23 protein-coding genes, 2 tRNA genes and 1 pseudogene are annotated in these 22,032 nt (G+C 63.1%); 11 read left to right on the forward strand and 15 right to left on the reverse strand.

Annotation, left to right across the window (positions count from 1 at the left end; translation table 11 throughout):
- Positions 1-87: 87 nt before the first annotated feature.
- Positions 88-702, reverse strand: coding sequence for a glutathione S-transferase (locus PCA20602_RS10920; protein ID WP_150721250.1), 615 nt, complete (start codon positions 700-702; stop codon positions 88-90).
- 95 nt (positions 703-797) lie between these two features.
- Here PCA20602_RS10920 and PCA20602_RS10925 point away from each other — a divergent pair, with 95 nt between their 5' ends.
- Both PCA20602_RS10925 and PCA20602_RS10930 read left to right on the forward strand, forming a co-directional pair.
- Positions 798-1,487 (forward strand): type 1 glutamine amidotransferase domain-containing protein, encoded by a 690-nt coding sequence (locus tag PCA20602_RS10925; protein WP_150721251.1) that lies wholly within the window; start codon positions 798-800, stop codon positions 1,485-1,487.
- A complete protein-coding gene (locus tag PCA20602_RS10930) occupies positions 1,484-2,014 on the forward strand; it encodes a GNAT family N-acetyltransferase (RefSeq protein WP_150721252.1) in 531 nt (176 codons plus the stop codon). The genes PCA20602_RS10925 and PCA20602_RS10930 overlap by 4 nt, the downstream gene beginning before the upstream one ends.
- Positions 2,015-2,131: 117 nt before the next feature.
- Here the strand turns inward: PCA20602_RS10930 and PCA20602_RS10935 are convergent, their stop codons facing one another.
- Positions 2,132-2,653 (reverse strand): DUF1993 domain-containing protein, encoded by a 522-nt coding sequence (locus tag PCA20602_RS10935; RefSeq protein WP_150721253.1) that lies wholly within the window; start codon positions 2,651-2,653, stop codon positions 2,132-2,134.
- 201 nt (positions 2,654-2,854) lie between these two features.
- On the opposite strand from PCA20602_RS10935, the gene PCA20602_RS10940 reads away from it, so the two are divergent.
- Complete coding sequence (locus PCA20602_RS10940; protein ID WP_150721254.1) at positions 2,855-3,601, forward strand: hypothetical protein; 747 nt, start codon at positions 2,855-2,857, stop codon at positions 3,599-3,601.
- 60 nt (positions 3,602-3,661) lie between these two features.
- On the forward strand, positions 3,662-4,495 hold the full coding sequence (locus tag PCA20602_RS10945; RefSeq protein WP_150721255.1) for a hypothetical protein: 834 nt from the start codon (positions 3,662-3,664) through the stop codon (positions 4,493-4,495).
- Positions 4,496-4,571: 76 nt separating this feature from the next.
- Here PCA20602_RS10945 and PCA20602_RS10950 read toward each other — a convergent pair whose 3' ends face one another.
- From PCA20602_RS10950 to PCA20602_RS10965, 4 genes and pseudogenes are all read right to left on the reverse strand, one after another.
- Positions 4,572-5,024 carry a hypothetical protein gene (locus PCA20602_RS10950; RefSeq protein WP_150721256.1) on the reverse strand — a complete coding sequence of 151 codons (453 nt, stop codon included), beginning with the start codon at positions 5,022-5,024 and terminating at the stop codon, positions 4,572-4,574.
- 30 nt (positions 5,025-5,054) lie between these two features.
- On the reverse strand, positions 5,055-5,315 hold the full coding sequence (locus tag PCA20602_RS10955) for a hypothetical protein (protein ID WP_150721257.1): 261 nt from the start codon (positions 5,313-5,315) through the stop codon (positions 5,055-5,057).
- Between the two features lie 34 nt (positions 5,316-5,349).
- Positions 5,350-5,628 (reverse strand): annotated as a pseudogene (locus tag PCA20602_RS10960) (nitrogen fixation protein NifQ); the annotation flags it as partial.
- Positions 5,629-5,735: 107 nt separating this feature from the next.
- Positions 5,736-5,945 carry a TOBE domain-containing protein gene (locus PCA20602_RS10965; RefSeq protein WP_150721259.1) on the reverse strand — a complete coding sequence of 70 codons (210 nt, stop codon included), beginning with the start codon at positions 5,943-5,945 and terminating at the stop codon, positions 5,736-5,738.
- A 237-nt stretch (positions 5,946-6,182) separates the two neighbouring features.
- Here PCA20602_RS10965 and PCA20602_RS10970 point away from each other — a divergent pair, with 237 nt between their 5' ends.
- The 4 genes from PCA20602_RS10970 to PCA20602_RS10985 all read left to right on the forward strand — a co-directional run bounded on the left by PCA20602_RS10970 (position 6,183) and on the right by PCA20602_RS10985 (position 8,932).
- Complete coding sequence (locus PCA20602_RS10970) at positions 6,183-6,917, forward strand: YoaK family protein (protein ID WP_150721260.1); 735 nt, start codon at positions 6,183-6,185, stop codon at positions 6,915-6,917.
- Positions 6,918-7,010: 93 nt separating this feature from the next.
- Positions 7,011-7,772: a 3-oxoacyl-ACP reductase gene (locus tag PCA20602_RS10975; RefSeq protein WP_150721261.1), complete on the forward strand. Its 762-nt coding sequence runs from the start codon at positions 7,011-7,013 to the stop codon at positions 7,770-7,772.
- Positions 7,773-7,957: 185 nt separating this feature from the next.
- Positions 7,958-8,476 (forward strand): hypothetical protein, encoded by a 519-nt coding sequence (locus tag PCA20602_RS10980; protein ID WP_150721262.1) that lies wholly within the window; start codon positions 7,958-7,960, stop codon positions 8,474-8,476.
- A 138-nt stretch (positions 8,477-8,614) separates the two neighbouring features.
- On the forward strand, positions 8,615-8,932 hold the full coding sequence (locus PCA20602_RS10985) for a VOC family protein (protein ID WP_069343994.1): 318 nt from the start codon (positions 8,615-8,617) through the stop codon (positions 8,930-8,932).
- 126 nt (positions 8,933-9,058) lie between these two features.
- On the opposite strand, the gene PCA20602_RS10990 is transcribed toward PCA20602_RS10985, so the two are convergent.
- A complete protein-coding gene (locus tag PCA20602_RS10990; protein WP_242559307.1) occupies positions 9,059-10,015 on the reverse strand; it encodes a DMT family transporter in 957 nt (318 codons plus the stop codon).
- Positions 10,016-10,148: 133 nt separating this feature from the next.
- Here PCA20602_RS10990 and PCA20602_RS10995 point away from each other — a divergent pair, with 133 nt between their 5' ends.
- Positions 10,149-10,871: an AraC family transcriptional regulator gene (locus PCA20602_RS10995; RefSeq protein WP_069344026.1), complete on the forward strand. Its 723-nt coding sequence runs from the start codon at positions 10,149-10,151 to the stop codon at positions 10,869-10,871.
- A 40-nt stretch (positions 10,872-10,911) separates the two neighbouring features.
- Positions 10,912-11,208 carry a YciI-like protein gene (locus PCA20602_RS11000; RefSeq protein ID WP_150721263.1) on the forward strand — a complete coding sequence of 99 codons (297 nt, stop codon included), beginning with the start codon at positions 10,912-10,914 and terminating at the stop codon, positions 11,206-11,208.
- Positions 11,209-11,332: 124 nt separating this feature from the next.
- On the opposite strand, the gene PCA20602_RS11005 is transcribed toward PCA20602_RS11000, so the two are convergent.
- The 6 genes from PCA20602_RS11005 to PCA20602_RS11030 all read right to left on the reverse strand — a co-directional run bounded on the left by PCA20602_RS11005 (position 11,333) and on the right by PCA20602_RS11030 (position 18,843).
- Positions 11,333-11,408, reverse strand: a tRNA-Glu gene (locus PCA20602_RS11005).
- Positions 11,409-11,424: 16 nt separating this feature from the next.
- Positions 11,425-11,500: transfer RNA gene (locus PCA20602_RS11010), tRNA-Ala, on the reverse strand.
- 135 nt (positions 11,501-11,635) lie between these two features.
- Complete coding sequence (locus PCA20602_RS11015) at positions 11,636-12,820, reverse strand: DSD1 family PLP-dependent enzyme (protein WP_150721264.1); 1,185 nt, start codon at positions 12,818-12,820, stop codon at positions 11,636-11,638.
- Positions 12,821-12,869: 49 nt separating this feature from the next.
- Positions 12,870-15,965: an FAD-binding and (Fe-S)-binding domain-containing protein gene (locus PCA20602_RS11020; RefSeq protein WP_174980981.1), complete on the reverse strand. Its 3,096-nt coding sequence runs from the start codon at positions 15,963-15,965 to the stop codon at positions 12,870-12,872.
- Between the two features lie 176 nt (positions 15,966-16,141).
- Complete coding sequence (locus tag PCA20602_RS11025) at positions 16,142-17,419, reverse strand: MFS transporter (RefSeq protein WP_150721265.1); 1,278 nt, start codon at positions 17,417-17,419, stop codon at positions 16,142-16,144.
- A 203-nt stretch (positions 17,420-17,622) separates the two neighbouring features.
- On the reverse strand, positions 17,623-18,843 hold the full coding sequence (locus PCA20602_RS11030; RefSeq protein WP_150721266.1) for a pyridoxal-phosphate-dependent aminotransferase family protein: 1,221 nt from the start codon (positions 18,841-18,843) through the stop codon (positions 17,623-17,625).
- Positions 18,844-19,030: 187 nt separating this feature from the next.
- On the opposite strand from PCA20602_RS11030, the gene PCA20602_RS11035 reads away from it, so the two are divergent.
- Positions 19,031-19,747 (forward strand): GntR family transcriptional regulator, encoded by a 717-nt coding sequence (locus tag PCA20602_RS11035; protein ID WP_150721267.1) that lies wholly within the window; start codon positions 19,031-19,033, stop codon positions 19,745-19,747.
- 153 nt (positions 19,748-19,900) lie between these two features.
- Here PCA20602_RS11035 and PCA20602_RS11040 read toward each other — a convergent pair whose 3' ends face one another.
- Positions 19,901-20,557: a flavodoxin family protein gene (locus PCA20602_RS11040; protein WP_069343351.1), complete on the reverse strand. Its 657-nt coding sequence runs from the start codon at positions 20,555-20,557 to the stop codon at positions 19,901-19,903.
- 560 nt (positions 20,558-21,117) lie between these two features.
- Positions 21,118-21,954 carry an IclR family transcriptional regulator gene (locus tag PCA20602_RS11045; RefSeq protein ID WP_150721268.1) on the reverse strand — a complete coding sequence of 279 codons (837 nt, stop codon included), beginning with the start codon at positions 21,952-21,954 and terminating at the stop codon, positions 21,118-21,120.
- Positions 21,955-22,032: the final 78 nt, after the last annotated feature.

Here is a 22,032-nt window from a genome sequence, read left to right on the forward strand (position 1 = left end):
CGGTATCCGGCGGGCTGCCCACATGATTCGCCGGACAGCACGATGTCCGGCGTCTTTCTGCTCTGCGTCCCCCCAACGCTCCCGACGTCAGATCGGCGGCGTTTCGCGAAACGCGGGCAACGCTTCGGCTGCCGCCGAGAAGTTGGCAACCTCGGGAAACGCGCTGCCGAAATCGACTTCGGGCAGCATCATCTGGTGGAAGCGCCACGCCACGGCAATCGCGACACCGTGCTCGCCAATGCGATCCGGTGTGGCCTCGACCGGCACCTGCGCCAGTTCCTTTTCCAGCCCCTGAAACGCCGCGTGAACCTGCGTGCGCACGCGGTCCGTCCACGGCGTGTGGCGCTTCTCGCTCGGACGCAGTTCGCGCTCGTAGACCAGTTGCACCGACTTCTCGCACGCCGCCAGCGCAAGTCCCGTCAGTCGTAACGAACGCAACCGTGCCGCCGGTTCGACCGGAACCAGCCGCTGCTCGGGATCGACCAGCGACTCGACGTACTGAAGAATCAGCGTGGAGTCCATGAGCACCGTGCCGTCGTCAGCGACGAGCGTGGGCGCTTTCACGACAGGGTTGATGGCGGAAAACTCGTCGAACGTCCGGAAGACGGACAGTGAACGGTGCTCGAAGGGGAGCCCGAGCAGCTTCAGGCAAATCGCCGTGCGACGCACGTATGGGGAATCCAGCATTCCAATCAACTGCATGTCTCGCTCCTTGGCAAGGCGGTCACCGCCGGTTTCGTCGATCATACATGACGGGTAGAATGGGTCGCATGGCTGATTCGACAGGGAGATGCTTCATGAACATCCTGATGGTTCTGACCTCGCACGACCGCCTCGGCGACACGGGCAAGAAGACCGGCTTCTGGCTCGAAGAATTCGCCTCGCCGTATTACGTGTTCATCGACGAAGGGCTCGCGGTAACGCTCGCGTCGCCTGCCGGCGGACAGCCGCCGCTCGATCCCAAGAGCGACGAGCCCGATGCGCAGACCGATGCCACCCGACGCTTTCGCGACGACACCGATGCGCAACAAGCCCTCGCCAATACGCTGAAACTCGCCGACGTCAAAGCCGACGACTACGACGCCGTCTTCTACCCCGGCGGCCACGGCCCGCTCTGGGATCTCGCGCAGGACCCGGATTCCATCCGCCTGATCGAAGCGTTCGAGCGGGCAGGCAAGCCGATCGGCTTCGTGTGCCACGCGCCGGGCGTGCTGCGTCAGGTGCGCGCGGCGAATGGCGAGCCACTGGTGCGCGGACGTCATGTGACCGGCTTCACCAACGACGAAGAGGCGGCCGTCGGACTCACCGACGTGGTGCCGTTCCTCGTCGAAGATGAATTGCGGCGTCTCGGCGGTCTCTACGAGAAGGCGGAGAACTGGGCATCGCACGTCGTCGGCGACGGGCGCCTCGTCACCGGGCAGAATCCGGCTTCGTCTGAAGAAGCCGCGCGCACGGTGCTCGCCATGATGGAGCCTCGCCTGCCATGAGGACACTGGATGCAGCCGTCGATGTACGGCGCCTGGTGCCGGCCGATGCGCTGGCGTTCCAGGCGCTGCGGCTTGCGGGTTTGCAGGCACACCCGGAGGCGTTCGGATCGAGCTATGCGGAAGAGAAGGACTGGCCGGTCGAGCGCGTGCGCGAATGGCTGACGGTACGCCCTGACGCAGGTGTCTTCGGCGCGTTCGAGAACGAGCGGTTGGTCGGCGTGGTCGGGCTGGGCCGACAGGCGCGTCCGAACTTCGCTCACGTGGGTTTTCTCTGGGGCATGTACGTCGAAGCACAGGCCATGGGACGCGGTGTCGGACGCGCACTGATCGACGCGGCGCTCGCGCTGGCGCGCTCACAACCCGGACTGCGACACATCACGTTGCAGGTCAATGCCGACAATCGCGCGGCCATCGGGCTGTATCAGTCGTTCGGTTTCGTCGAGATCGGACGCGAGCCGGATGCCATGCGCGTGGGCAACGGCTATTGCGACGACATTCGCATGTATCTGCCGATTGCCACGCACTGAACGCGTGCAATCGGCGCAACGACGCCAGACAATGAAAAGCGGGCGCGACAATGACGTCGCGCCCGCTTTTTTGCATGGGTGCCCTGCCGACGATCCGCGCGTCGGATCGTCGGATCGTCAGACCGGTTGCATCTCGAACGGTCCGAGGTAATCCATCTTGCCGACTTCCACGCCTTGCGCACGCAGAATGTCGTGCGTCGTGGTCACGTGGAAATAGAAGTTCGGCAGCGCGAACTTGAAGAGGTAATCGACCGCGTCCATCGTCGTTTGCTGCGTCTTGAACTTCAGCGTGATCTGGCGCGACTCCGCCCCTTCGAAACGATCTTCGAGAATGCCCGCGATGAACGCTTCGGTGTTGGCGATGCGCTCGATCAACTGATCGAACGACGTTTCCGCGTCGTCGAACTTCGGTGACTCCACGCCCGTCAGACGCGCCACTGCGAACTTCGCCGTGTCGCTCACGCGCTGGATCTGCGCGATGAAATCGAGCATGTCCGGGGCCAGCTTCGCCTTGAGGATCGTGTCCGGGTCGAGCGACTTGGCCGCGCAATGTTCGCGCGCCTTCTTGAGGTAATCAGCCATGACGCTCAGACCGCGGAGATAAACGGGGATGGTGGCGCGATAAAGGGTAATCGACATCGGGAGACTCCTCAAAATTGGCACAGCGCGTTGCGCGGGGGGCGCGCAGGGATTGTGCGAAAAAGACATGCTATCAGTGCACAAACTTTCTTGCCGTGCACCGGGCGATTCCTGAAATGCAGAAGCGCGTCGTGCAGCGAAAATTCTGTCAAGCGCGATCGCGCACCGCTTCTCGCCATCTCGAAACAAGGATACGCCCTCATGAGTTCGCTCCTGCCCATCGCACTGGAAGGTCATTTCACGCGCTCGCTGAGCAACGCCACCATTCAGCGCTGTGCCACCGCCGCCAGCAAGAAGGACCTCAAGAATGTCTGGAGCGAGGTCAAGGATTTCGTTCTCGGCACGCACAAATGCGCGGCGGAAGCCGCGCTCTACGATCTGTCTCACGCGAAAACGACGCGCGAACAATTCGACGCCTTCAACGCCCTGACCTATTACATCGAGCCAGGCGACCGGCACAAGCTGGCATGGAAACTCGACGTCAGCGAATTCCAGGGCTTTCAGATCGGCGAGCACCGATTTCCGGTACCGGACGATATCGGGGACTTCATGAAAGGCACCGTCCCCATGACGACCTCGGCAAGCTGCCGCCTGCTCAATACGCTCCACCTCAACGATCACCATGTCCTGTTGAGTTCGCAGCAATTTGGACTCGACCTGAGTCCGCTTTCCAATATCCCGACGGACAACGACCTGTACGGCGCCACGATGCGTCATGTCCTCATCAAGGATTTCCAGACGCGGTTCAGCCATTTCCCCGCGCTGCTCGACACGCTTCAGGTCCTCGGTCTGGATCAGGACGACGCCAGCGGTCAGTTTGCGCTCGAAGTCATGCAGGAAACCGAGCACCAACTCGCACAGACCGGCCTCGGCTCGGTCGCGGCAACGATGGCGGAGAACGCCGCACATCTGGTGCGACTGGCCTCGGCCATGAAAGACGATCGATAAAGATCGTTAAGCCGCAGCGATCGCCATCGTGCCGATCGACTCGCCGACACTTGTCGATTCATGAAATACCGCAGCGCCGGTCTGCGAGAGGCTTCAAGAAGGCCCCGCACCGGCGCACGCGCATCACGTTCAAGGCCCCCCCCTTCGGGGCTGACTGACTATCCAGGCATGACCATTTCGATGACTTCCCTTCTGCCGACCGGCACCTCCTCTCGCACCTTAAGCGCGGCAACCATTCAGCGATGCGCAAGTGTCCTTCACGCAGACGAACTCGACAGTTTCTGGGGCCGCGTGAAGGACTACTTTCTCGGCACGCACAACGAAGACGCCAAACGCGCCATCTTCCGGCTGGCCACCGCCGAAAATGCGAGGCAACAATGCAGCGCGTTCGCGCAACTGGCGGCCTGTATCGAGCCGGCGCAAAGCCATTTGCTGCGTTGGAATCTGTCGGCCGACGACGCACTCGACTTTCAGATCGGCGACCGCCGGTTCCCGATGAAAGGCGACGTGACCGAATTCATGCACCAGGCCGCACCCCTCAGTTTCGACGACAGTTGTCGTCTGTTGATCGCATTGAAGCTGAACGATCACGACGTGCTCAGTGAATCGGAGCAATTCGGTCTGCCGCTGAACGTGCTGGCGCGACACCCCGACGATCCGGCTTACTCCAGCGTCTGCATCAGCGCGGCGATGGCGGTTCCCGCCCTGCTCGACGCCCTGCACGTCCTCGGACTGGACAGCGCAGTCAACGACAGTCAACTGGCGCTGGACGTTGCCAGCACCGTGCAACGCATGGTCCTCGAGCGTCGACACGACACCTATCTCGCGAACCGATGCTACCTGCACGCTCATCAACTGATGAACATCGCGGCGGCGATCAGAGACCGGGACTGAACGATTGAGACCTTACGCGCGCGACGCCACTTCGGCTCGCTGAGCGCGCGACAAATGGAGAGATGCAATCAATATGTCAGCTACGCCACTCAGCCTGATTGGCCACGTCCCCCGCAGCCTCGATGCCGAAACCATCAAAGCCTGCGCGACGGCCGGCAGCGATTCGGAGATCACGACCCTCTGGGGGCGCATCAAGGACTGGGTTTTCGGCACCCATAAAGTCGATGCCAAGCTCGCCATCTTTCAAATGGCGAACGCACAAACCGCCCATGAGCAGTTCAGCGCCTTCATCCGCTTGACGCGCTACGTCGAGCCGCAGCATTTCCATCAACTGCAATGGTGCGTCGACAAAGACAGTCACCTGTCCTTCAAGATCGGAGACCATGCGTTCGCGTCGAACGCACAATGGGCTTCCCAAACGCCGTTGATGCTGGATATGGAGGACATGTCGCGCCTCTTGCTGTCGCTGCGTTACGACGGGCACGACGTCGCCGACGCGTTCCGCGAAATCGGCGTGAAACGCCTGCATGAGGCGGCCGCATCTGCGACTGCCAGCGGATCAGGTCCAGCGGTCGACATCAACGCGGACAGTCTGCTCACCATGCAGCAGCAATATCTGTGCGAGGCCCCCGTGCTGCTCGCAGCGCTCGAAATCATCGGGCTGCATCGCAACGACGACGAGGGCGATATGGCCTATCGCCTCAGACAGACCATGGAGGCATTGAAGGAATCGACGTCTATCGATCGCGACGATGACATGGCCGCGATCGTTGGCCGCAACGCGGAAAGTCTGATGTCCCTCGTGACCGCCCTGTTTCACGAACGCGAGCGTGACAAGCGCGCGTCTCAGGCGGTCACTTTGCCGCAGGCTTCAGCACAACGACTTCACGCAAATGGGCATAACACTCCCCATACGCTTCGCATCCCGGGCAACCCGGTGCGGGTGCCGGCGCACGACCATACGCCTGCGCACACATCTGCGCCAGAAAGCGTTTCCAGCGCAGGTTCTCCGTATTCTCAAGCACCAGCGACGGGAAGAAGTGAGTGAGCAGCGCCGTGACGTCGTCGCGGCCGGTCAGGCCGAGGTCACGCCACAGATGATCGGGGCGCAGGCAAGCCGTCGCGAGGTTCGAATTCGGGATATCAGCCAATGCCGATTGACGTCAATTGACGCCGACTCACGTCCCGAACATCCGAATCGATAAAATGCGGAGTAGAGACGAAATCGAGACGCCGTCGCTCACGCCACCGCGAGGATCACGCTCGACGCCTTGACCAGCGCAGCCGCCGCGCTGCCTTCCTTCAACCCCAGATTCACGGTGCTCTCGTGCGTGATGACCGCCACGACTTCCTGACCGGCGTCGGTGCGCAGCGTGACTTCGTCGTTCACGGCGCCACGTTGCAACGAAATGACTTTACCGGTGAATTGATTGCGTGGGCTGGTTTTCATACTAAGTCTCCTGTCGATGAGCGTGACAGCCTTCACGCAGTGTGATGCGGCGACCCGTCGTCGCGCAGCACATCGATGTGGTGACGGCAGGGTGGTGCAATAAGACGTTCGGACGGTAGATCGTCCCGTCGGCGTGTTGCAGTATAGCGGGTCCACGCGACGGGCGACGTCGCGAGCCGGTGATATGCTTCATCAGCCTGCGCACCGCCTCCGTCACATGCCGACACAGGAGTCTCCATGGGTACCTCTCGCCATATCCCCTCGCCGACCGAAGCCGCCACCTTCGCCCGCACATGGGTCGGCCACTTCTCCAAACCCACCGCCATCGGCATGACACTCGCCTTCGTTGCCGGTTACATCGACGTGGTCGGCTTCATCGCGCTGTTCGGGCTGTTCACCGCGCACGTCACGGGCAACTTCGTGATGATCGGCGTGCAACTCGTGGCAAGCACCCACGTCGGCGTGCTTGCCAAGCTGCTGGCGCTGCCCGTGTTCGTCATCTTCGTCGCCATGGTCAAGCTCGTCGTGCAGGGCTTTGCGAATACCAACCGACGGCCGTTACGCTTGCTGCTCATCGTGCAGACGTTGCTGCTGCTGGGCTTCATGATCATCGGCATGATCGCGCAGCCGATCATCTCGGCCGATGCCCCGCTCGCCATTCTCTCGGGCATGTTCGGTGTGGCTGCCCTCGCCATCCAGAACGCCATCGGACGTCTGGTGCTCTCCGATCTCGCACCGACCACCATCATGACCGGCAACACCACACAGATCGTGATCGACATGGTTGAACTGGCCAGTGGCAACTGCGGCGACGGCACCGCTGCAAAGGCACGTCTTCGCAAGATGCTCCCCGCACTGGCGGCGTTCGCCGTGGGCGCCATTCTCGGCGGCTTTGCGTATCACGGCACCGGCTTCTGGAGCGTGCTGTTGCCGGTAGTGCTGCTCGCCGCGCTGGCGGCGGCCAACGAATAGCGGGGCCATTCATGCGATGATTCGTGCCGTGAATAGCGCAATGAGCTGCGCAACAAAGCGCTACGAAGCGCAACAACGTCAGGGAAGATCGTCATGAAGCTGGATTCGCAGTGGGTACTCGTCACCGGCGGGGCACGTGGGCTGGGCGCCTCGATTACGCGGGCCGTTGCGCGTGAGGGCGCGGGTGTCGTCATCAACTATCTGCGCAGCGATGTGGCTGCACGCACGTTGGCCGAGTCGCTTGGTGAGCGCGCCATCGCGTTGCAGGCGGATGTCACCGACGAAAAAGCCGTCGCCCGTCTTTTCGCCGAAGCCCATGAGCGCATCGGCAGCCCGATCGTCTCGGTCGTGAACAACGCGCTGGCCGACTTCCGTTTCGATGGCGACGCGCGCCCCAAGCTCGCGGACATCTCGTGGTCGCGCTTCTCGCAGCAACTCGAAGGCGCCGTCAAGGGTGCGCTCAACACCATGCAGGCCGCATTGCCCGGCATGCGCGAAGCGGGCTTCGGCCGCATCGTGAACGTGGGCACTAACTTGTTCCAGAACCCCGTCGTGCCGTATCACGATTACACGACCGCCAAAGCCGCCCTGCTCGCGCTTACGCGCACCGCCTCCAACGATCTTGGCCCCGACGGCATCACCGTCAACATGGTCTCGGGCGGCCTGTTGCGCGTGACCGACGCCAGCTCGGCCACGCCGGAAGCGGTGTTCGACCTGATCGCGGGACTCACGCCGCTGCGCCGCGTCACCACGCCGGAGGAGTTCGCCGACGCCGTGCTGTATTTCCTCTCGCCGTGGGCTCGCGCCGTGACGGGGCAGAACCTGATCGTCGACGGCGGGCTGGTGAAGGGCTGAGCCCGGGAAGTCGTCTTGAGGTCGGCATCCTGCGCGTCAGGATGCCGATGTCTCTACGCAATGCGCTGAACGCGACCGCACATCCGCCGGACACGGTAAAATCGCGATCTTGGTAAGCGCACGCTTCGGTATTCGTCGAGGCCTGCCGCCCGCACCTTCTCATCCGCCCATCCCGAACGCCGACAGTGACCGCAACTTCCTCCCCCACCGACCTCCCCACGACTGACGACACCGCCAATAGCACCGATGCCATCCACGAAGATCGCCTCTGGCGCGATGACGGATGGACGGCGAAGGTCGTCAAGAACGAGGAAGACGACGGCTGGGCCGTGGCCATGTTCAAGGACGGCGAGTCGGAGCCCGCGCTAGTAGGCCCCTGGACGATGGGACGCGACAAGAAGAATCCGAAACCGCTCGACGTCGGCGCCTTCCATACGCTGGTGAAAACGGCTGCCGAAGTGTTGCGACGTCACGAGCAGCAATTGCACGCGCAGTTGCACAAGCGAGTGAGCGTCGACGGGCCGGACGGCGATATCGACGTCACCCTGGACATCGTGCCCGACGACTACGATCCGTACGCCATGCTCAGCGCCATCGACCGGTTCGGCGAAACCATTGCGTCGGTGAAAGTGCCGCCGTCGTTCAAGCTCTCGCGTAACAGCGCCCGCGCGTGGGTGGAGAACGATTTTCAGCGGCCCCAGTGAGCGCTCGCTGACTCGACTTATCCCATCACTGCGGATACCGGGATAACCGACCGTCTGGCTGGCCTTTCTGACGATCTCTATGATGGTTTTCGCCCCTTCGCAGGCGACACCCCATCACATCCAACGTCAGGAGACCCCATGAAACGCTTCCACATCGCGCTCGCCGTGCGAGACCTCGATGCGTCCATCGCCGATTATTCCGTCCGTCTCGGGCAAGCGCCGTCGGCCGTCGTGCCGGGCGCGTACGCCATGTGGCGCACCGATCTGCTGAATTTTTCGATCAATCTGTCGCCGTCGCGCGCCGGCGAGTTGCGGCACGTTGGCTTTGAGGACGACGATGCCCCCGAATATTCGAGCAGCACCGACTGTAATGGTCTGCTGTGGGAAGCCTTCTCCGCGGCGGAACAGGATCGCCGCATAGTGAGCACTTACGGGGTCGCGGTGCGCGACGTCTGAGGTCCGCCCGCCCTGCCCTGATGGGCCCCAGTGTGCGCAGGCGCCCCCCGGCAACCTGCGCACACCACATACAACGCGGGGCTCGAAGCCGGCTTGCGCCGGCGTCGAATCCGGCGCAGGTCAGGATCAGGCAGGTACTTCGTCCGACTCGTCCGGCACACCGCCGAAACCTGGCAGCGGGCGCTGCCACCGCTGCGCGATGAACACGCCGACGAGCGCCACACCCCCGCCGATCACGTGGAACATGTGCAGTTGCTCGCCCAGCAGCACCACGGCAATCGCGGCCGTCATCACCGGCAGCACATTGATGAACATGCTGCACCGGTTCGGCCCCAGATGCCGGATGCCCTGAATCCACAGGATCGGCAGCACGATCGACGCCCCCAACCCGGCATACAGCACCAGCGGCACCGTCGCGGCGTTCAGTTGCGCCTGTCCGGCGGGCACCATCGCCAGCATCGGAATCATCGTGATGAGCGCCGCCCAGGCCTGCACGTACGTCGACTGAGCCGGGGGCACCGCGACATGCCAGCGACGCAGCAGCACGCTGTACAACCCATACGACGCCGACGCAATCAGCATCAGGATGTCGCCCAGATGCATGCCACCATCGAGCAACCGCGACGGATGCCCTTGACCGATCAGGTAGACGAGACCCGCGAGCGAGAGCAACCCGCCGACGAGCATGCCGAGCGTGGGCGGCTCACGCAGCAGCACGGTGCTCCACAGCAGCGTGAGCAGCGGCGCGAGCGCCGTCACGATCGCCATGTTGGTCGCGGTCGTGCTGTGCGCAGCGAGATAAGACAGGCTCTGATAGAACGACATGCTCAGAAAGCCGAGGAAACCGAGCTTGGCGAGTTGCGGGCGCACGTGATGCCAGTTGCGCGCGAGCGGACGAATCACGAACGGCGTCATGACGGCTAGCGCCAGCACCAGCCGGTAGAACGTAATGGCCGACGGCGCAATGGTCGTGGCAGAAAGCTTGGAGACGATGACATTGCCGGCCCATAACAACATGGCGCCCAGCGGATACAGGAAGTACCCCATGACGAATTCCCACAGGTTTGATAAAGGAAGCGCCATCGTCAGGCATACCGCCACGGACCGTCTCACGCTAAAATCACGAAACCTGTCTTGAAAAGGACACCTCGTGTCGACCATCCGCCGGATTACCGATCCTCGCGTCACGCGTCATCTGCACTTCGAAAGCACGCCCATGCCGATGGCGGCCATGGCGATCGATTACGCGCACAACGAGTTCATTGCCTCGCATTCGCACCGGCGCGGGCAATTGTTATATGCCATCGAAGGGGTGATGATCATCGCGTCGGCCTCGGGCCGCTGGGTGGTGCCGCCGACGCGCGGCGTGTGGCTCGCCGCCGGGCTGGAACATACGGTGCAGATGAGCGGCACCGTGAAGATCCGCACGGTATTCGTCGAACCCGGCAGCGAACCGTTGCCCGACACGAGTTGCGTCGTGGAGATCACGCCGCTCATGCGCGAGCTGATTCTGGCCGCCATCGCCGTGCCGCCCGACTATGCGCCGGATTCACGCGACGCCCGCCTCATGCGCCTGTTGCTCGACGAACTGATTGCGCTGCCGGTGCTGCCGCTGTACCTGCCGTGGCCGACGGACAAACGCTTGCTACGCGTGTGCGACCACTTGAGGCAGTCGCCCTGCGAAGATGCGACCATCGACGACTGGGCCGGGAAAGCCGGTCTGTCGGCGAAGACGTTTCAACGTCGCTTTTCTGCGGAAACAGGACTCACGTTCGGACGCTGGCGTCAGCAGGCGCGCCTGCTGCAAGCATTGGAAGCGTTAGCGCGTGGGGAGAAAATCGTGAACGTGGCGCTCGACCATGGCTACGCCAGCCAGAGCGCATTCGCCGCCATGTTCAAACGCCATTTCGGCGTGCCACCCTCGGCTTTTTATCGATGACGGCGACACGCCGACATGTCATCGGACAGGAGATATCGACATGCATTACCTGCTGACTTACGACCTCGTCGACGATTACCTCGAGCGTCGCGGCGAATACCGCGACGCCCATCTGGCGCTCGCCTGGGCTGCCACTGAACGCGGCGAACTGCTACTCGCCGGTGCGCTGGAATCGCCAGTGGACGCGGCGGCACTGCTCTTCGAAGGAGAATCGCCAGCAGCGGCCGAAGCGTTTGCGAAGGCCGATCCGTACGTGGTGAATGGACTTGTGAAATCGTGGCGCGTGCGACCGTGGAGAACGGTCGTTGGGAAGACGGCCAGCACACCGGTGCGGTGAATCTGCGCAGAGAATGTCGGCGCACAAAAAACAAAACGCGCTTGGTGGTTAAACCAAGCGCGTTTCTCGACAACCGATCGTACGTCGTGCTTCCGGAGCTTTCCGCGAATCACGCCGCTAAATCTGGCGTCCCCTAGGGGATTCGAACCCCTGTACTCACCGTGAAAGGGTGATGTCCTAGGCCTCTAGACGAAGGGGACCTAAAGTCTTTCGTTTTGGTGGAGGTAAGCGGGATCGAACCGCTGACCTCTTGCATGCCATGCAAGCGCTCTCCCAGCTGAGCTATACCCCCGTACGGCGAAGAAGTGAGACTATAGCGTGCTTTTCCGAACTTGGGAAGCCCCTCACCGAAATATTTTGGCGCAGCGAGATGTCACGGTCATGACCCCATGCCCATCTCGCCAGTGCCAGCCGGTTCGCCGGGAGCTTACTGACTCAGACCACGCGACTCGATGGGCCACAGCCCTTCAACCCTCCCATGCCGCACAGCCACATACCGGTCGTACAGGTTGACGGTCGGATCGCAATGCCCCGGCACCAGCAGAATCGGCTCACCGAGCCACGGTGCGCTGTCTTCGTCCGGCGACGCCAGTTCAAGCACGCCATGCTCGTCCGACGCCGTCCGGTAATGCGGCTTGCCCGCCTGCTGCGACGACCAGAAACGCGGCAGCCCCGAATCGGTCGCCACACTCTTGAGCCCCGCGTCGCACACGATGATGCCGGCGCGCGCCGTGCTCATCACCGTCGAAGCCAGAAACAGCCCGTGACGGAAACGCCAGTCGTCGCGCCATTCGAGCGAGCCGTAATGCCCGTCGAGAAACACATACGATCCCGGCTGAATCTCGGTGTAGACGCCGCTCTCGATATCGAACTCGGCCGTGCCCGTGCCACCGCCCGTCACGACCGGGCAGGCAATGCCGCGCGCTTCGAGAAAGCGCACGTAAGCCGAAGCCCGATCCGCGGCGAGTCGCGCCGTATCACGACGCTTGTCCCAATTGTCGATGTGCTGCGCACTACCGTGATACGCCTGCAATCCGCCGAAGCGCAAACCTTCGTAATGATCGATGGCGTCGACCAGTTGCGCCACGGCATCCGTCGAATCGACACCGCAGCGCCCCTGCCCGACATCCACCTCGGGCAACACGCTAATCCGTACACCGGCGCGTTGCGCTGCTTTGCCGAGCGGGGCGACCTGGCGCACGTCGTCAACACACACGGAGAGCGAGACACGCGCGGCCATCGCCACGGCCAGCGCCACACGCGCTTCGCCGACGAACTCGTTGCTGATGTGAATGTTGTCGACGCCCGCGTTGGCGAACGGGATCGCCTCGGTGACCTTCTGGCAGCAGATACCGACGGCGCCTGCCGCCAGTTGTTTCCGCGCGATGGTCACGGACTTGTGCGCCTTCGCATGCGGGCGCACCGCCACACCCCGCGCGGCCGCGGCACTCGCCATGCGCGCGACGTTCGCATCGAACGCGTCGAGATCGAGCAACAGCGAAGGCGTGGCGACCTGCGCAAGCGCATCGCCCACGCGCGCCACGGGCGGCACGGCAATCCCACCGGCCGCAGCGCTTGCAGACGTCGAAACCGTATTGACTGAATCTGGCATCACAATCCTTTGAAGGGCGTTCGCAGAAATTCGCACAAAACGTCGGCCATCAGACGGACGAGGCAACCGGCGAAGCGGGCAACGCACGCGCCAGCACACGCGCGACGTGCAACGCCTGCGCCTGCGCACCGTCGTGAATCTGATGTCGGCAACTCGTGCCGTCTGCCACCACGATGGCGTTGTCGCTACGCTGACGTATCGCCGGCAACAGCGTCAATTCCGACATGGCGCGCGACGTGTCGTAATGCTCCGCCTCGTAACCGAAGCTGCCCGCCATGCCGCAGCACGACGATTCGATCAATGATACCTTCAGCCCGGGCACCCATCCAAGCACCGCCGTGACAGGTGAGTAGGCATCGAACGCCTTCTGATGGCAGTGACCGTGCACCAGCGCTTCGCCCACGCCATCGGGCAGCGACTGCCAGGCGACGTCGAGCCGCCCCGCCGCCTTCTCGCGAACCAGAAATTCCTCAAACAGGAACGCGTTATCGGCCAACTTGCGGGCCGCATCGCCGAAGCCATACCCCAGCACCTCGTCGCGCAGCGACAGCAGGCACGACGGCTCCAGCCCCACGATCGGCACACCACGCTCGACGAACGGCATCACGGCATCGAGCAGGCGCCGGGCTTCGGCTTTCGCTTCGTCCACCAGCCCCGCCGCGAGGAAGGTGCGTCCGCAGCACAGCGGCCGCTCACCCGCACGACGATTGACATGGACGGTGTACCCCGCCGCTTCGAGCACCTGTTTTGCGGCGAGCGCGTTCTCGGGCTCCATGTAGTTGTTGAACGTATCGACGAACAGCAAGACCTGCCGCTCACCGTGCGCCGCCGCGGCCTCGCCCAGCGCGCGCTGCCGATCGAGGAACGACGCCTTCAGCGCGGGCACCGAACGCTCCAGCGCCAGCCCCAGCCAGCGCTTGGCCGCGTTGCTGCCCGGCAAACGCTGCGCCGCATCCAGCAGCCCGCCCACACGACTGGCCCACGGCGCGTAGCGCGGCAGATACGCGATCAGTTTGTCGCGCAACGACACGCCGTGTCGCCTGGCGCGCGCATGACGCGCCTCGATCTTGAAACGCGCCATGTCGATGCCCGTCGGGCAGTCGCGCTTGCAGCCCTTGCATGACACGCACAGGTCGAGCGCGGCCTTCACGTCGTCGCTCGCGAGCCCCTCGTCGCCCAACTGACCGGAGACCGCCAGACGCAGCGTATTCGCGCGGCCGCGCGTGACATGCTGTTCGTCGCGTGTGACCCGATAGCTCGGGCACATCGTGCCCGCGTCGAACTTGCGGCAATGCCCGTTGTTGTTGCACATCTCCACGGCGGACGCCAGGCCGTGCGTCGCATCGCTGCCGGTATCCGGCGCGCTCTGCTCGCCGGTCAGGGCATCACGCTTGACGTTCCACGCCGTCCAGTCGAGCGCCGGTGTGAGGGGCTTTGCCGCGTAGCCCGGCGCGAAGCGGAACAGTTCGCGCGTGTCCATCTTCGGCGGACGCACCATCTTGTCGGGGTTGAAGCGGTTCTCCGGGTCGAACAGTTGCTTGATCTCTCCGAACGCCGCATTGATGCGCGGCCCGTACTGCCATGCCACCCATTCGCCGCGGCACAGTCCGTCGCCGTGTTCGCCCGAATACGCGCCCTTGTATTCGCGCACGAGCGCCGCCGCTTCCTCGGCGATCTCGCGCATCTTCACGGCGCCGTCGCGACGCATGTCCAGAATCGGCCGCACGTGCAGCGTGCCGACACTCGCGTGGGCGTACCAGGTGCCCTCCGTACCGTTGCGATGGAACACCTCGGTCAACCGGCGCGTGTACTCCGCCAGATGCTCCAGCGGCACCGCACAGTCTTCAATGAAGGACACAGGCTTGCCGTCGCCCTTCATGCTCATCATGATGTTCAGCCCTGCCTTGCGCACTTCCCACAGCGCCTTTTGCGGCCCGGCATCCGGCATCTTCACCACGCTGTCGGGCAGCCCGAGATCGGCCATCAGGGTGGCAAGGTCGTCGAGTTTCGCGCGCAACACTGCAGGATCGTCGCCCGCAAACTCCACCAGCAGAATCGCTTGCGGATCCCCCGTGAGCGCCTTTTCGATCACAGGCCGGAACGCTGCGTTGTCCATCGCCAGATCGATCATCGTGCGGTCGACCAGTTCCACCGCCACCGGTCCGAGCTTCACGATGTGCTGCGTGAGATCCATTGCCTGATAGAACGTCGGGAAGTTCACGACTCCGAGCGTCTTGTGTTGCGGCAGCGGCGCGAGCCTGAGCGTGATCTGACGGCTGTACGCGAGCGTGCCTTCCGAGCCGACCAGCAGATGCGAGAGATTGGCCACGCCGTCGTCGGTGTACGCGCGCGGGTTGAGGCAATCGAACAGATCGAGGTTGTAACCCGCCACACGACGCAACACGCGCGGCACACGCTCGCGCAATTCCGCCTGCTCACGCACGGCGATCTCGTGAACGCTGGCGAGCAACGCCTTCGTGCGGGCATCCGTCGGGGGCGTGTGCAACGAGCCGAAGTGCAGTTGCGCACCGTCCGCGAGCACGGCATCGATGGACAGCACGTTGTGCACCATGTTGCCGTATTCGATGGAGCGCGAACCGCACGAGTTGTTGCCCGTCATGCCGCCGATGGTGCATTGGGCCGCCGTCGACACGTCGACCGGAAACCACAGCCCGTGCGGCTTGAGCCAGGCGTTCAGATGATCGAGCACGATGCCCGGCTCGACCGTCACGGTACGCGCCTCGGCATCGAACGCCACCACACGGTTCAGCCACTTGCTGTTGTCGATGACGAGCGCTTCGCCGATGGTCTGGCCGCACTGGCTCGTGCCCGCGCCGCGCGCGAGCACCGGCACGTGCTGGTCGCGTGCGATGTCGAGGGCGCGGATCAAGTCCTCCTGATCGCGCGGCACCACGACCCCGATGGGGAAAATCTGATAGATCGATGCATCCGTCGCATAGCGGCCACGGCTCGCGCGATCAAAGAGTACGTCGCCGCGCATTTCACGGCGCAGACGTTCCTGCAACGGCGTGAGGGCAACGCCGCCGCGTTGCATCGGCATCAGATGCACAGGCTGGCTGACGAGGTTCGGACCCATGGCGGGATGGGGAGAGTGCGGCTCGCGGGCGTTCGATTGGGGATTCATGGCGTGGCTGGCGTAACAGGTCGGCCGGATACCCGGCTGCCCGGCAGGGGCTTTGCGGGGAGATGTCGCGGCTGTCGGACCTCCGACAGCCGCGACGATCAGGGGGACATCGTGCGCTTCATTTTGACTTCGAATGGCGCTTCATTCGTGCAGCTGTTGGTGCACCTGTCTGTCAATCAGGCAGGCTGGCGCGCATTGCTGGTCTGCGCGGCGTCGCCGGCCACCGAGAACTTGCTCTCGGGCTGCATGCGGAAGGCCAGCACCACACCGACGGCCATCAGAATCATGCTCCCCACGAACGGCAGTTCCCAGTTGCCCGTACGGTCGATCAGATACCCCGAGAGCACCGGCGAGATGATCGCCGCCAGCGCCGAACCGGTGTTCATCATGCCGCTGGCCGTGCCCGAGTATTCCGGCGCGACGTCCATCGGGATCGCCCACATCGGGCCGATCGTCATTTCCGCGAAGAAGAAGCCGAACGCCAGACAGGCCATCGACACGTACAGATGGTGCGTGAACATCATCGGCACGAGCGAGATCAGCGTGAGCGCCATGCACACCGAGACCATCCAGCTACGGGCGCGCTTCAGATTGCCCGTGCGCTCGTAGAGCTTGTCGGTGACGATCCCGCCGAGCGTGTCGCCGATCACGCCGGCAAAGAACACGCTGGAGGCGAACAGCGCCGACTTCTTCAGATCGAGGTCATAGCTGTGCAGGAAGTATTGCGGAATCCACGACAGGAACAGCCACAGCGTCCATCCATAGCAGAAGTACACGATGGTGACCGGCATCATGCGCTTGAACAGCGGGCCCCAGGGCACCGAACTGCTCTTGGCCTTGAGCGCCGGCAGCACCGCGAGTTCTTCCGTCGTGATGCGCGGGTGATCCTGCGGACGCTCGGTGAACGTCAGCGCCCACACCGCTACCCAGACCAGACTCACGATACCGCACAGGTAGAACGATTCGCGCCAGCCGTGCGTGGCCATGATGAACACCACGACAGCCGGTGCCACGGCGTTACCGATACGCGAAGCCGCGTGCGTAATGCCCTGCGCAAAGCCCCGCTTCTCTTTCGGAATCCAGCGCGACATGGCCGACGTGGCCGCCGGAAACGTCGCCCCTTCGCCAAAACCGAGCAACAGACGCGCCAGCAACAGCGTGACGAGGCCGCCCGCCATACCGGTCAGGATCGTCGCCACCGCCCACAACGCGCCGCACACGAGCAACGTGCGCTTCGCACCGAAGCGGTCGCTGACCCAGCCGCCGATGATTTGAAAGACCAGATAGGGGTAGGCAAATGCCGAGAAGACAAGACCGATTTCCGTCTTGCTGAGATTGAACTCTTTACCGAAGCCGGCCGCAGCCGTACTGACGTTGACACGATCGAGGTAGGTGATGAAATACATGACGCATAGCATCACCAGCACGACCCTTGTCGCTCTGAAAAGCTTCATTGCATGTCTCCTGAAACATCCTGTGAAGCGCCGCCCGCAGCATGCCGGCAACGCAAAGGTGTTGCTGCGTCACGGGCTCTTCTGTCATGAAGCCCTGTGACACATGAATGACAATTAAAGCGTTTACTTCAGAGGCGCTGCTTACCCGGCATTACCGCGACATCAGCGCCCCTCGTCTCCTGATAAGGACTACTAACGGCAAGTCAGGCAGCGACCTTGAGCGACGGCATGTCTTTTGCCTGAGCGAGGTAGTCCATGGCGGCCACGACACCCGAACCGGCAAGCTTCACGCCGGAGATTTGCAGGCCCATCTCGCAGCCGGAAAGCGTGGCCATGAGCGTGAGGTCGTTGCAGTCGCCGAGATGACCGATACGGAACATCGTGCCGCGAATCTTGCCGAGCGCCTGACCGAGCGACATGTCGAAGCGTTCGTAGATACGCTTGCGCACTTCGTCGGCGTCCACGCCCTGCGGCATCACCACACCGGTGAGCACGGGGCTGTACACGGCCGGGTCCTGACACTGAATCTCGAGACCCCAGGCGTTCACGGCACGACGCGTGGCCTCGGCCAGACGCTGGTGACGCGCAAAGACGTTGTCCAGCCCTTCTTCGAGAATCATGTCGAGCGCTTCGGACAGCCCGTAGAGCAGGTTCGTGTTCGGCGTGTACGGCCAGTAGCCGTTCTTGTTCGCCTCGATGATTTCCTGCCAGCCCCAGAAAGCGCGCGGCAACTTCGCCTGCTTGCCGGCTTCGAGAGCCTTCGGCGAGACCGCATTGAAGCTGATGCCCGGCGGCAGCATCAGGCCCTTTTGCGAGCCCGAAACGGTAACGTCCACGCCCCATTCGTCGTGACGATAGTCCGCCGAGCCGAGGCCCGAAATCGTATCGACGAGCAGCAATGCCGGATGACCTGCGGCGTCGATGGCGCGACGCACCGCCGCGATGTCCGACGTCACGCCCGTGGAGGTTTCGTTATGCACCACACACACCGCCTTGATGACGTGCGCGGTATCGGCGCGCAGACGCGCTTCGATCATGTCCGGCTGCACGCCACGGCGCCAGCCTTCGGTACCCGGCAGGCCGATGAACTCCGGCTTGAGGCCGAGGTTTTCGGCCATCTTCTTCCAGAGCGTCGAGAAATGCCCGGTCTCGAACATGAGAACGGTGTCGCCCGGCGAGAGCGTGTTCGACAACGCGGCTTCCCAAGCGCCGGTGCCCGAGGCCGGATAGATCACCACCGGCTGTTCCGTCTTGAAAATCTTCTTGATGTCGGCGAGTACCTTGCGACCGAGGGCGCCGAATTCGGGACCACGATGATCGATCGTCGGATAGCTCATGGCGCGCAGAATACGATCCGGCACCGGGCTCGGACCAGGGATCTGCAGGAAATGGCGACCCGAGGGATGGAAATCGAGCTTCAACATGAACGTCTATCTCCTCTTCAAAAATTCGCTTTTGAATTTTGCATGCAAAATACTTTAGCAGAGCGCAAGACTTTCGCAAGGGGTGAGAAGCGCTTTTAATACAGTCGTTTACCCTAGAGATACGGTTGCCTGATACCGTGCGTTACAATCCCGCCCATACGGCTTGACGATGGCAGGATGATTTTGAATGCAAAACATGGATAACACGTCGACGATTTCCGCCCCAGAGATTCCGCGTGTCGAGCGTCTTCGCTTGCACGACACCGTCGTCGAGCACCTGCGCCGCCTCATCATCGAGGGGGTGCTCTCCCCCGGCGTCAAACTCAACGAGCGCGAGTTGTGCGAGACGCTCGGCATCTCCCGCACGCCATTGCGCGAAGCCTTCAAGGTGCTCGCGGCGGAGGGGCTCATCGAGATTGCGCCGAATCGCGGGGCGAGCGTCGCACGCATGACGGAGAAGGAAATTCGCGAGATGTTCGAGCTCATGAGTGCGCTCGAAGCCTTCTCGGGCGAACTGGCCGCCGAGCGGATGACGCCAGTCGAGCTCGCCGAGATCAAGGCGCTTCACTACGCCATGCTCGCATGCCGTGCACAACAGGATCTGCCGGGTTATTACGCGCGCAATCAGGCGATTCACGATCGCATCAACGAAGCCGCGCGCAACGGGGCCCTGCGTCAGACCTATGTGTCGATCAACCGGCGCCTGATGGCCCTGCGCTTTCGCTCGAACTTCCGTACGGACAAATGGGATCGCGCCATCGACGAGCACGAGCAGATGATCGATGCGCTCGAAAAGCGCGATGGCAAACGTCTGGGCGAGATTCTGCGCAAGCACCTGCTGGCCAAGCGCGACGCCGTCCTGCAAATCCACGCCGAACCGGCAGAGAGCGCCCCGAGCAACTGACGTCACCCCGGGTTTCCGTACCGGGGATCATCTTCCGCAAAGACAAACGGCACGCGAGTGAGATCACTCGACGTGCCGTTTGTCTTCACTGGCCTGGCTACCCCGACTCACACCCTGCGTGCGGCCGACGCGGCTGGCTTTCCTTCCTTCGCTTTACAGACGACGCTCCGCTGCCTCCAGCGCACGACGTGCGAGCACCGCCGGCGATTCCAGCACTTCGCCGGCCAGACGTGCCACCAGCGCTGCGACATTGCGGCCGTATTGCTTGCCGGCAATGACATCGGCCGGGTCGAGCGCGTAAGCCGCGTCAACCTCCACGCCCGGTGCCGTGACCGCCGGAAAATCTCCGGCGAAGCGCGTGATTGGCGAACGCGCCGCGCCGCGCATCTCGAAGTCGGTGTCATCGGCTTCGGCGTCGGCCCACACCATGCCGTGCTGTGCAGCGAGCGCGGCAAAGTAGTCGAGCGTATTGCGCTTGTCTTCGCCCGAACGGCAACTGAACGAGAAGCCGCCGGCGACCTTGTTGCGCCAGCTACGGGCGCGCCACATGCCGGTGGTCGCGTCGGCAAACGCTTTGAATGCCGTAGCGATACCGCCCTGGAAGGCCGGTGCGCCGAAGATGATGGCATCGGCTGCGGCTAGACGCGACAGCATGGCTTCGTCGTGCCATTGCCCATCGACGAGCTGGTGCGGCTCGATGCTGAAAAGTTGTGCGTGTGCGCCGGCGTCGTTCACGCCTTGCGCGACGGAATGAGCAATCATGGCGGTCGCGCCGCCTTGCGAGTAATAAACGATTGCGATATTGGACATGGCGTAGTGCTTCCCTATTGGATGTCCGCCCCATGGCACCGCCGGGATCGCGCTTCCCTACGCTTCCTCTGGCTTGTCTGGACATCAGTCAAGGCCAGATAATGCCAGTGATAACCCCTAGGGAATAGCCCGCATTCGTGGACATGACTGTTCCGCTAAAGATAACAATCGAATGACTGCGGGACGCTGTCGGCTCACGAGCGTGAAACTGACAGGTAGATGACGGCACGCTGACAGCGAGGCCGGGCGGTGAAAACACGCCGCAGAGCGAGGGATAGTGCGGTGCGCGATGCACACGGACGCGCTGGCCGCGACCGAAGGGCGTGAATGCTCAATTCACGTGCGATTCGCCTTCAATTCCCCTGTAAATCGCGGGGCAATTATAGGGAGATTCGCGGCGTCAGGCGCAGCAGGTTGCGTGCGTTTGCGAAACAGTTCCCCGAATACGACGTGAGATCCATTCAATGACACACGAACGTCACGTCCGACACATGACTGCGCTTTCCCCCCATCCGCATGAGGGTTTTCGTGACGTTTCGTGAGAATGCCGCCACACAATCTCAATGCCGCGACGGCGCGCCGAGACGCACCGACAACTGATCGGCCAGCTCGCGCATCTGACGCCCGATCCGCTGCCCGGTCTGCGCGTCGATTTCGTTGGTCAGGAAACTGACCGCCAGTCCCGCGACGGCACGCTCGCCGCTCGCATCGAACACCGGCGCGCCGAAACAAATCATGCCCTCGCGCATCTGCCCGTTATCGATCGAGTAACCGTCGCGTCGCACCTGCGCCATCTCCTCCGCCAAAGCCGGGTACGTGCCTACACTGGCGCGCGTGAGCGGCGCCGGCCAGGCGCCCGCGAGCAGGTCGGCCGCCTCGCCCGGCGGTAGCGTCGAGAGCATGGCCTTGCCGGTGGCGGTGTACGGCGCGGGCAAGCGCATGCCAATGCGGAACGTCACGCCCAGCGGGCGATTGCCGTTGTGGCAAGCCAGATAGATGACCTCCGCGCCATCGAGCACGGACAGCGTCACCGTCTCCTGCGCAAACGCACGCGAGGCTTCCCAGACCGCCCGGAACTCCTCGGTGATATTCGTCTGCGACAGAAACGCGTTCGCCCATCCCATTACGTACGACCCCATCGTCATGCCGCCATTGGCGTGACGCTTGACCAGCCGCAGCTTGACCAGCGTATCGCACAGCCCATGCAGCGTGCTCTTGGGCACGCCGGTCTCCCGCGCCAGATCGGCCAGCGCCACCGGTTCGGACGAGGCCGCAATCACATCGAGGATGTGCACCGCGCGCACCACGGCAGGCGCGGTGGTCTTGAGCGGCTCGTCGGAATGGGGGGCAGCAGCGAGAGAGGCGTTGGCAGGCAGATCGAGTTTGCGCTTTGGCATGAATCGGAAGTCTCAGGGATCTCTGGAAAAGTTGTCGACATCGTGCTGCGGCGCGGGTCACGTCTTCATGCCAGGCGC

Source organism: Pandoraea capi (assembly GCF_902459735.1).
GTDB classification, from domain to species: Bacteria; Pseudomonadota; Gammaproteobacteria; order Burkholderiales; family Burkholderiaceae; genus Pandoraea; species Pandoraea capi.

What these genes read in the sequence shown, in the direction of transcription:
- PCA20602_RS10920 (WP_150721250.1), bottom strand. Translation starts at nt 702, where the DNA reads ATGCAGTTGATTGGAATGCTGGATTCCCCATACGTGCGTCGCACGGCG.
- PCA20602_RS10925 (WP_150721251.1), top strand. Translation starts at nt 798, where the DNA reads ATGAACATCCTGATGGTTCTGACCTCGCACGACCGCCTCGGCGACACG.
- PCA20602_RS10930 (WP_150721252.1), top strand. Translation starts at nt 1,484, where the DNA reads ATGAGGACACTGGATGCAGCCGTCGATGTACGGCGCCTGGTGCCGGCC.
- PCA20602_RS10935 (WP_150721253.1), bottom strand. Translation starts at nt 2,653, where the DNA reads ATGTCGATTACCCTTTATCGCGCCACCATCCCCGTTTATCTCCGCGGT.
- PCA20602_RS10940 (WP_150721254.1), top strand. Translation starts at nt 2,855, where the DNA reads ATGAGTTCGCTCCTGCCCATCGCACTGGAAGGTCATTTCACGCGCTCG.
- PCA20602_RS10945 (WP_150721255.1), top strand. Translation starts at nt 3,662, where the DNA reads ATGAAATACCGCAGCGCCGGTCTGCGAGAGGCTTCAAGAAGGCCCCGC.
- PCA20602_RS10950 (WP_150721256.1), bottom strand. Translation starts at nt 5,024, where the DNA reads ATGCAGGCGTTTCACGCCGATTTCGCGGAACGCGTCGGCGACGTCGTG.
- PCA20602_RS10965 (WP_150721259.1), bottom strand. Translation starts at nt 5,945, where the DNA reads ATGAAAACCAGCCCACGCAATCAATTCACCGGTAAAGTCATTTCGTTG.
- PCA20602_RS10970 (WP_150721260.1), top strand. Translation starts at nt 6,183, where the DNA reads ATGGGTACCTCTCGCCATATCCCCTCGCCGACCGAAGCCGCCACCTTC.
- PCA20602_RS10975 (WP_150721261.1), top strand. Translation starts at nt 7,011, where the DNA reads ATGAAGCTGGATTCGCAGTGGGTACTCGTCACCGGCGGGGCACGTGGG.
- PCA20602_RS10985 (WP_069343994.1), top strand. Translation starts at nt 8,615, where the DNA reads ATGAAACGCTTCCACATCGCGCTCGCCGTGCGAGACCTCGATGCGTCC.
- PCA20602_RS10990 (WP_242559307.1), bottom strand. Translation starts at nt 10,015, where the DNA reads ATGGCGCTTCCTTTATCAAACCTGTGGGAATTCGTCATGGGGTACTTC.
- PCA20602_RS10995 (WP_069344026.1), top strand. Translation starts at nt 10,149, where the DNA reads ATGCCGATGGCGGCCATGGCGATCGATTACGCGCACAACGAGTTCATT.
- PCA20602_RS11000 (WP_150721263.1), top strand. Translation starts at nt 10,912, where the DNA reads ATGCATTACCTGCTGACTTACGACCTCGTCGACGATTACCTCGAGCGT.
- PCA20602_RS11015 (WP_150721264.1), bottom strand. Translation starts at nt 12,820, where the DNA reads ATGCCAGATTCAGTCAATACGGTTTCGACGTCTGCAAGCGCTGCGGCC.
- PCA20602_RS11020 (WP_174980981.1), bottom strand. Translation starts at nt 15,965, where the DNA reads ATGAATCCCCAATCGAACGCCCGCGAGCCGCACTCTCCCCATCCCGCC.
- PCA20602_RS11025 (WP_150721265.1), bottom strand. Translation starts at nt 17,419, where the DNA reads ATGAAGCTTTTCAGAGCGACAAGGGTCGTGCTGGTGATGCTATGCGTC.
- PCA20602_RS11030 (WP_150721266.1), bottom strand. Translation starts at nt 18,843, where the DNA reads ATGTTGAAGCTCGATTTCCATCCCTCGGGTCGCCATTTCCTGCAGATC.
- PCA20602_RS11035 (WP_150721267.1), top strand. Translation starts at nt 19,031, where the DNA reads ATGCAAAACATGGATAACACGTCGACGATTTCCGCCCCAGAGATTCCG.
- PCA20602_RS11040 (WP_069343351.1), bottom strand. Translation starts at nt 20,557, where the DNA reads ATGTCCAATATCGCAATCGTTTATTACTCGCAAGGCGGCGCGACCGCC.
- PCA20602_RS11045 (WP_150721268.1), bottom strand. Translation starts at nt 21,954, where the DNA reads ATGCCAAAGCGCAAACTCGATCTGCCTGCCAACGCCTCTCTCGCTGCT.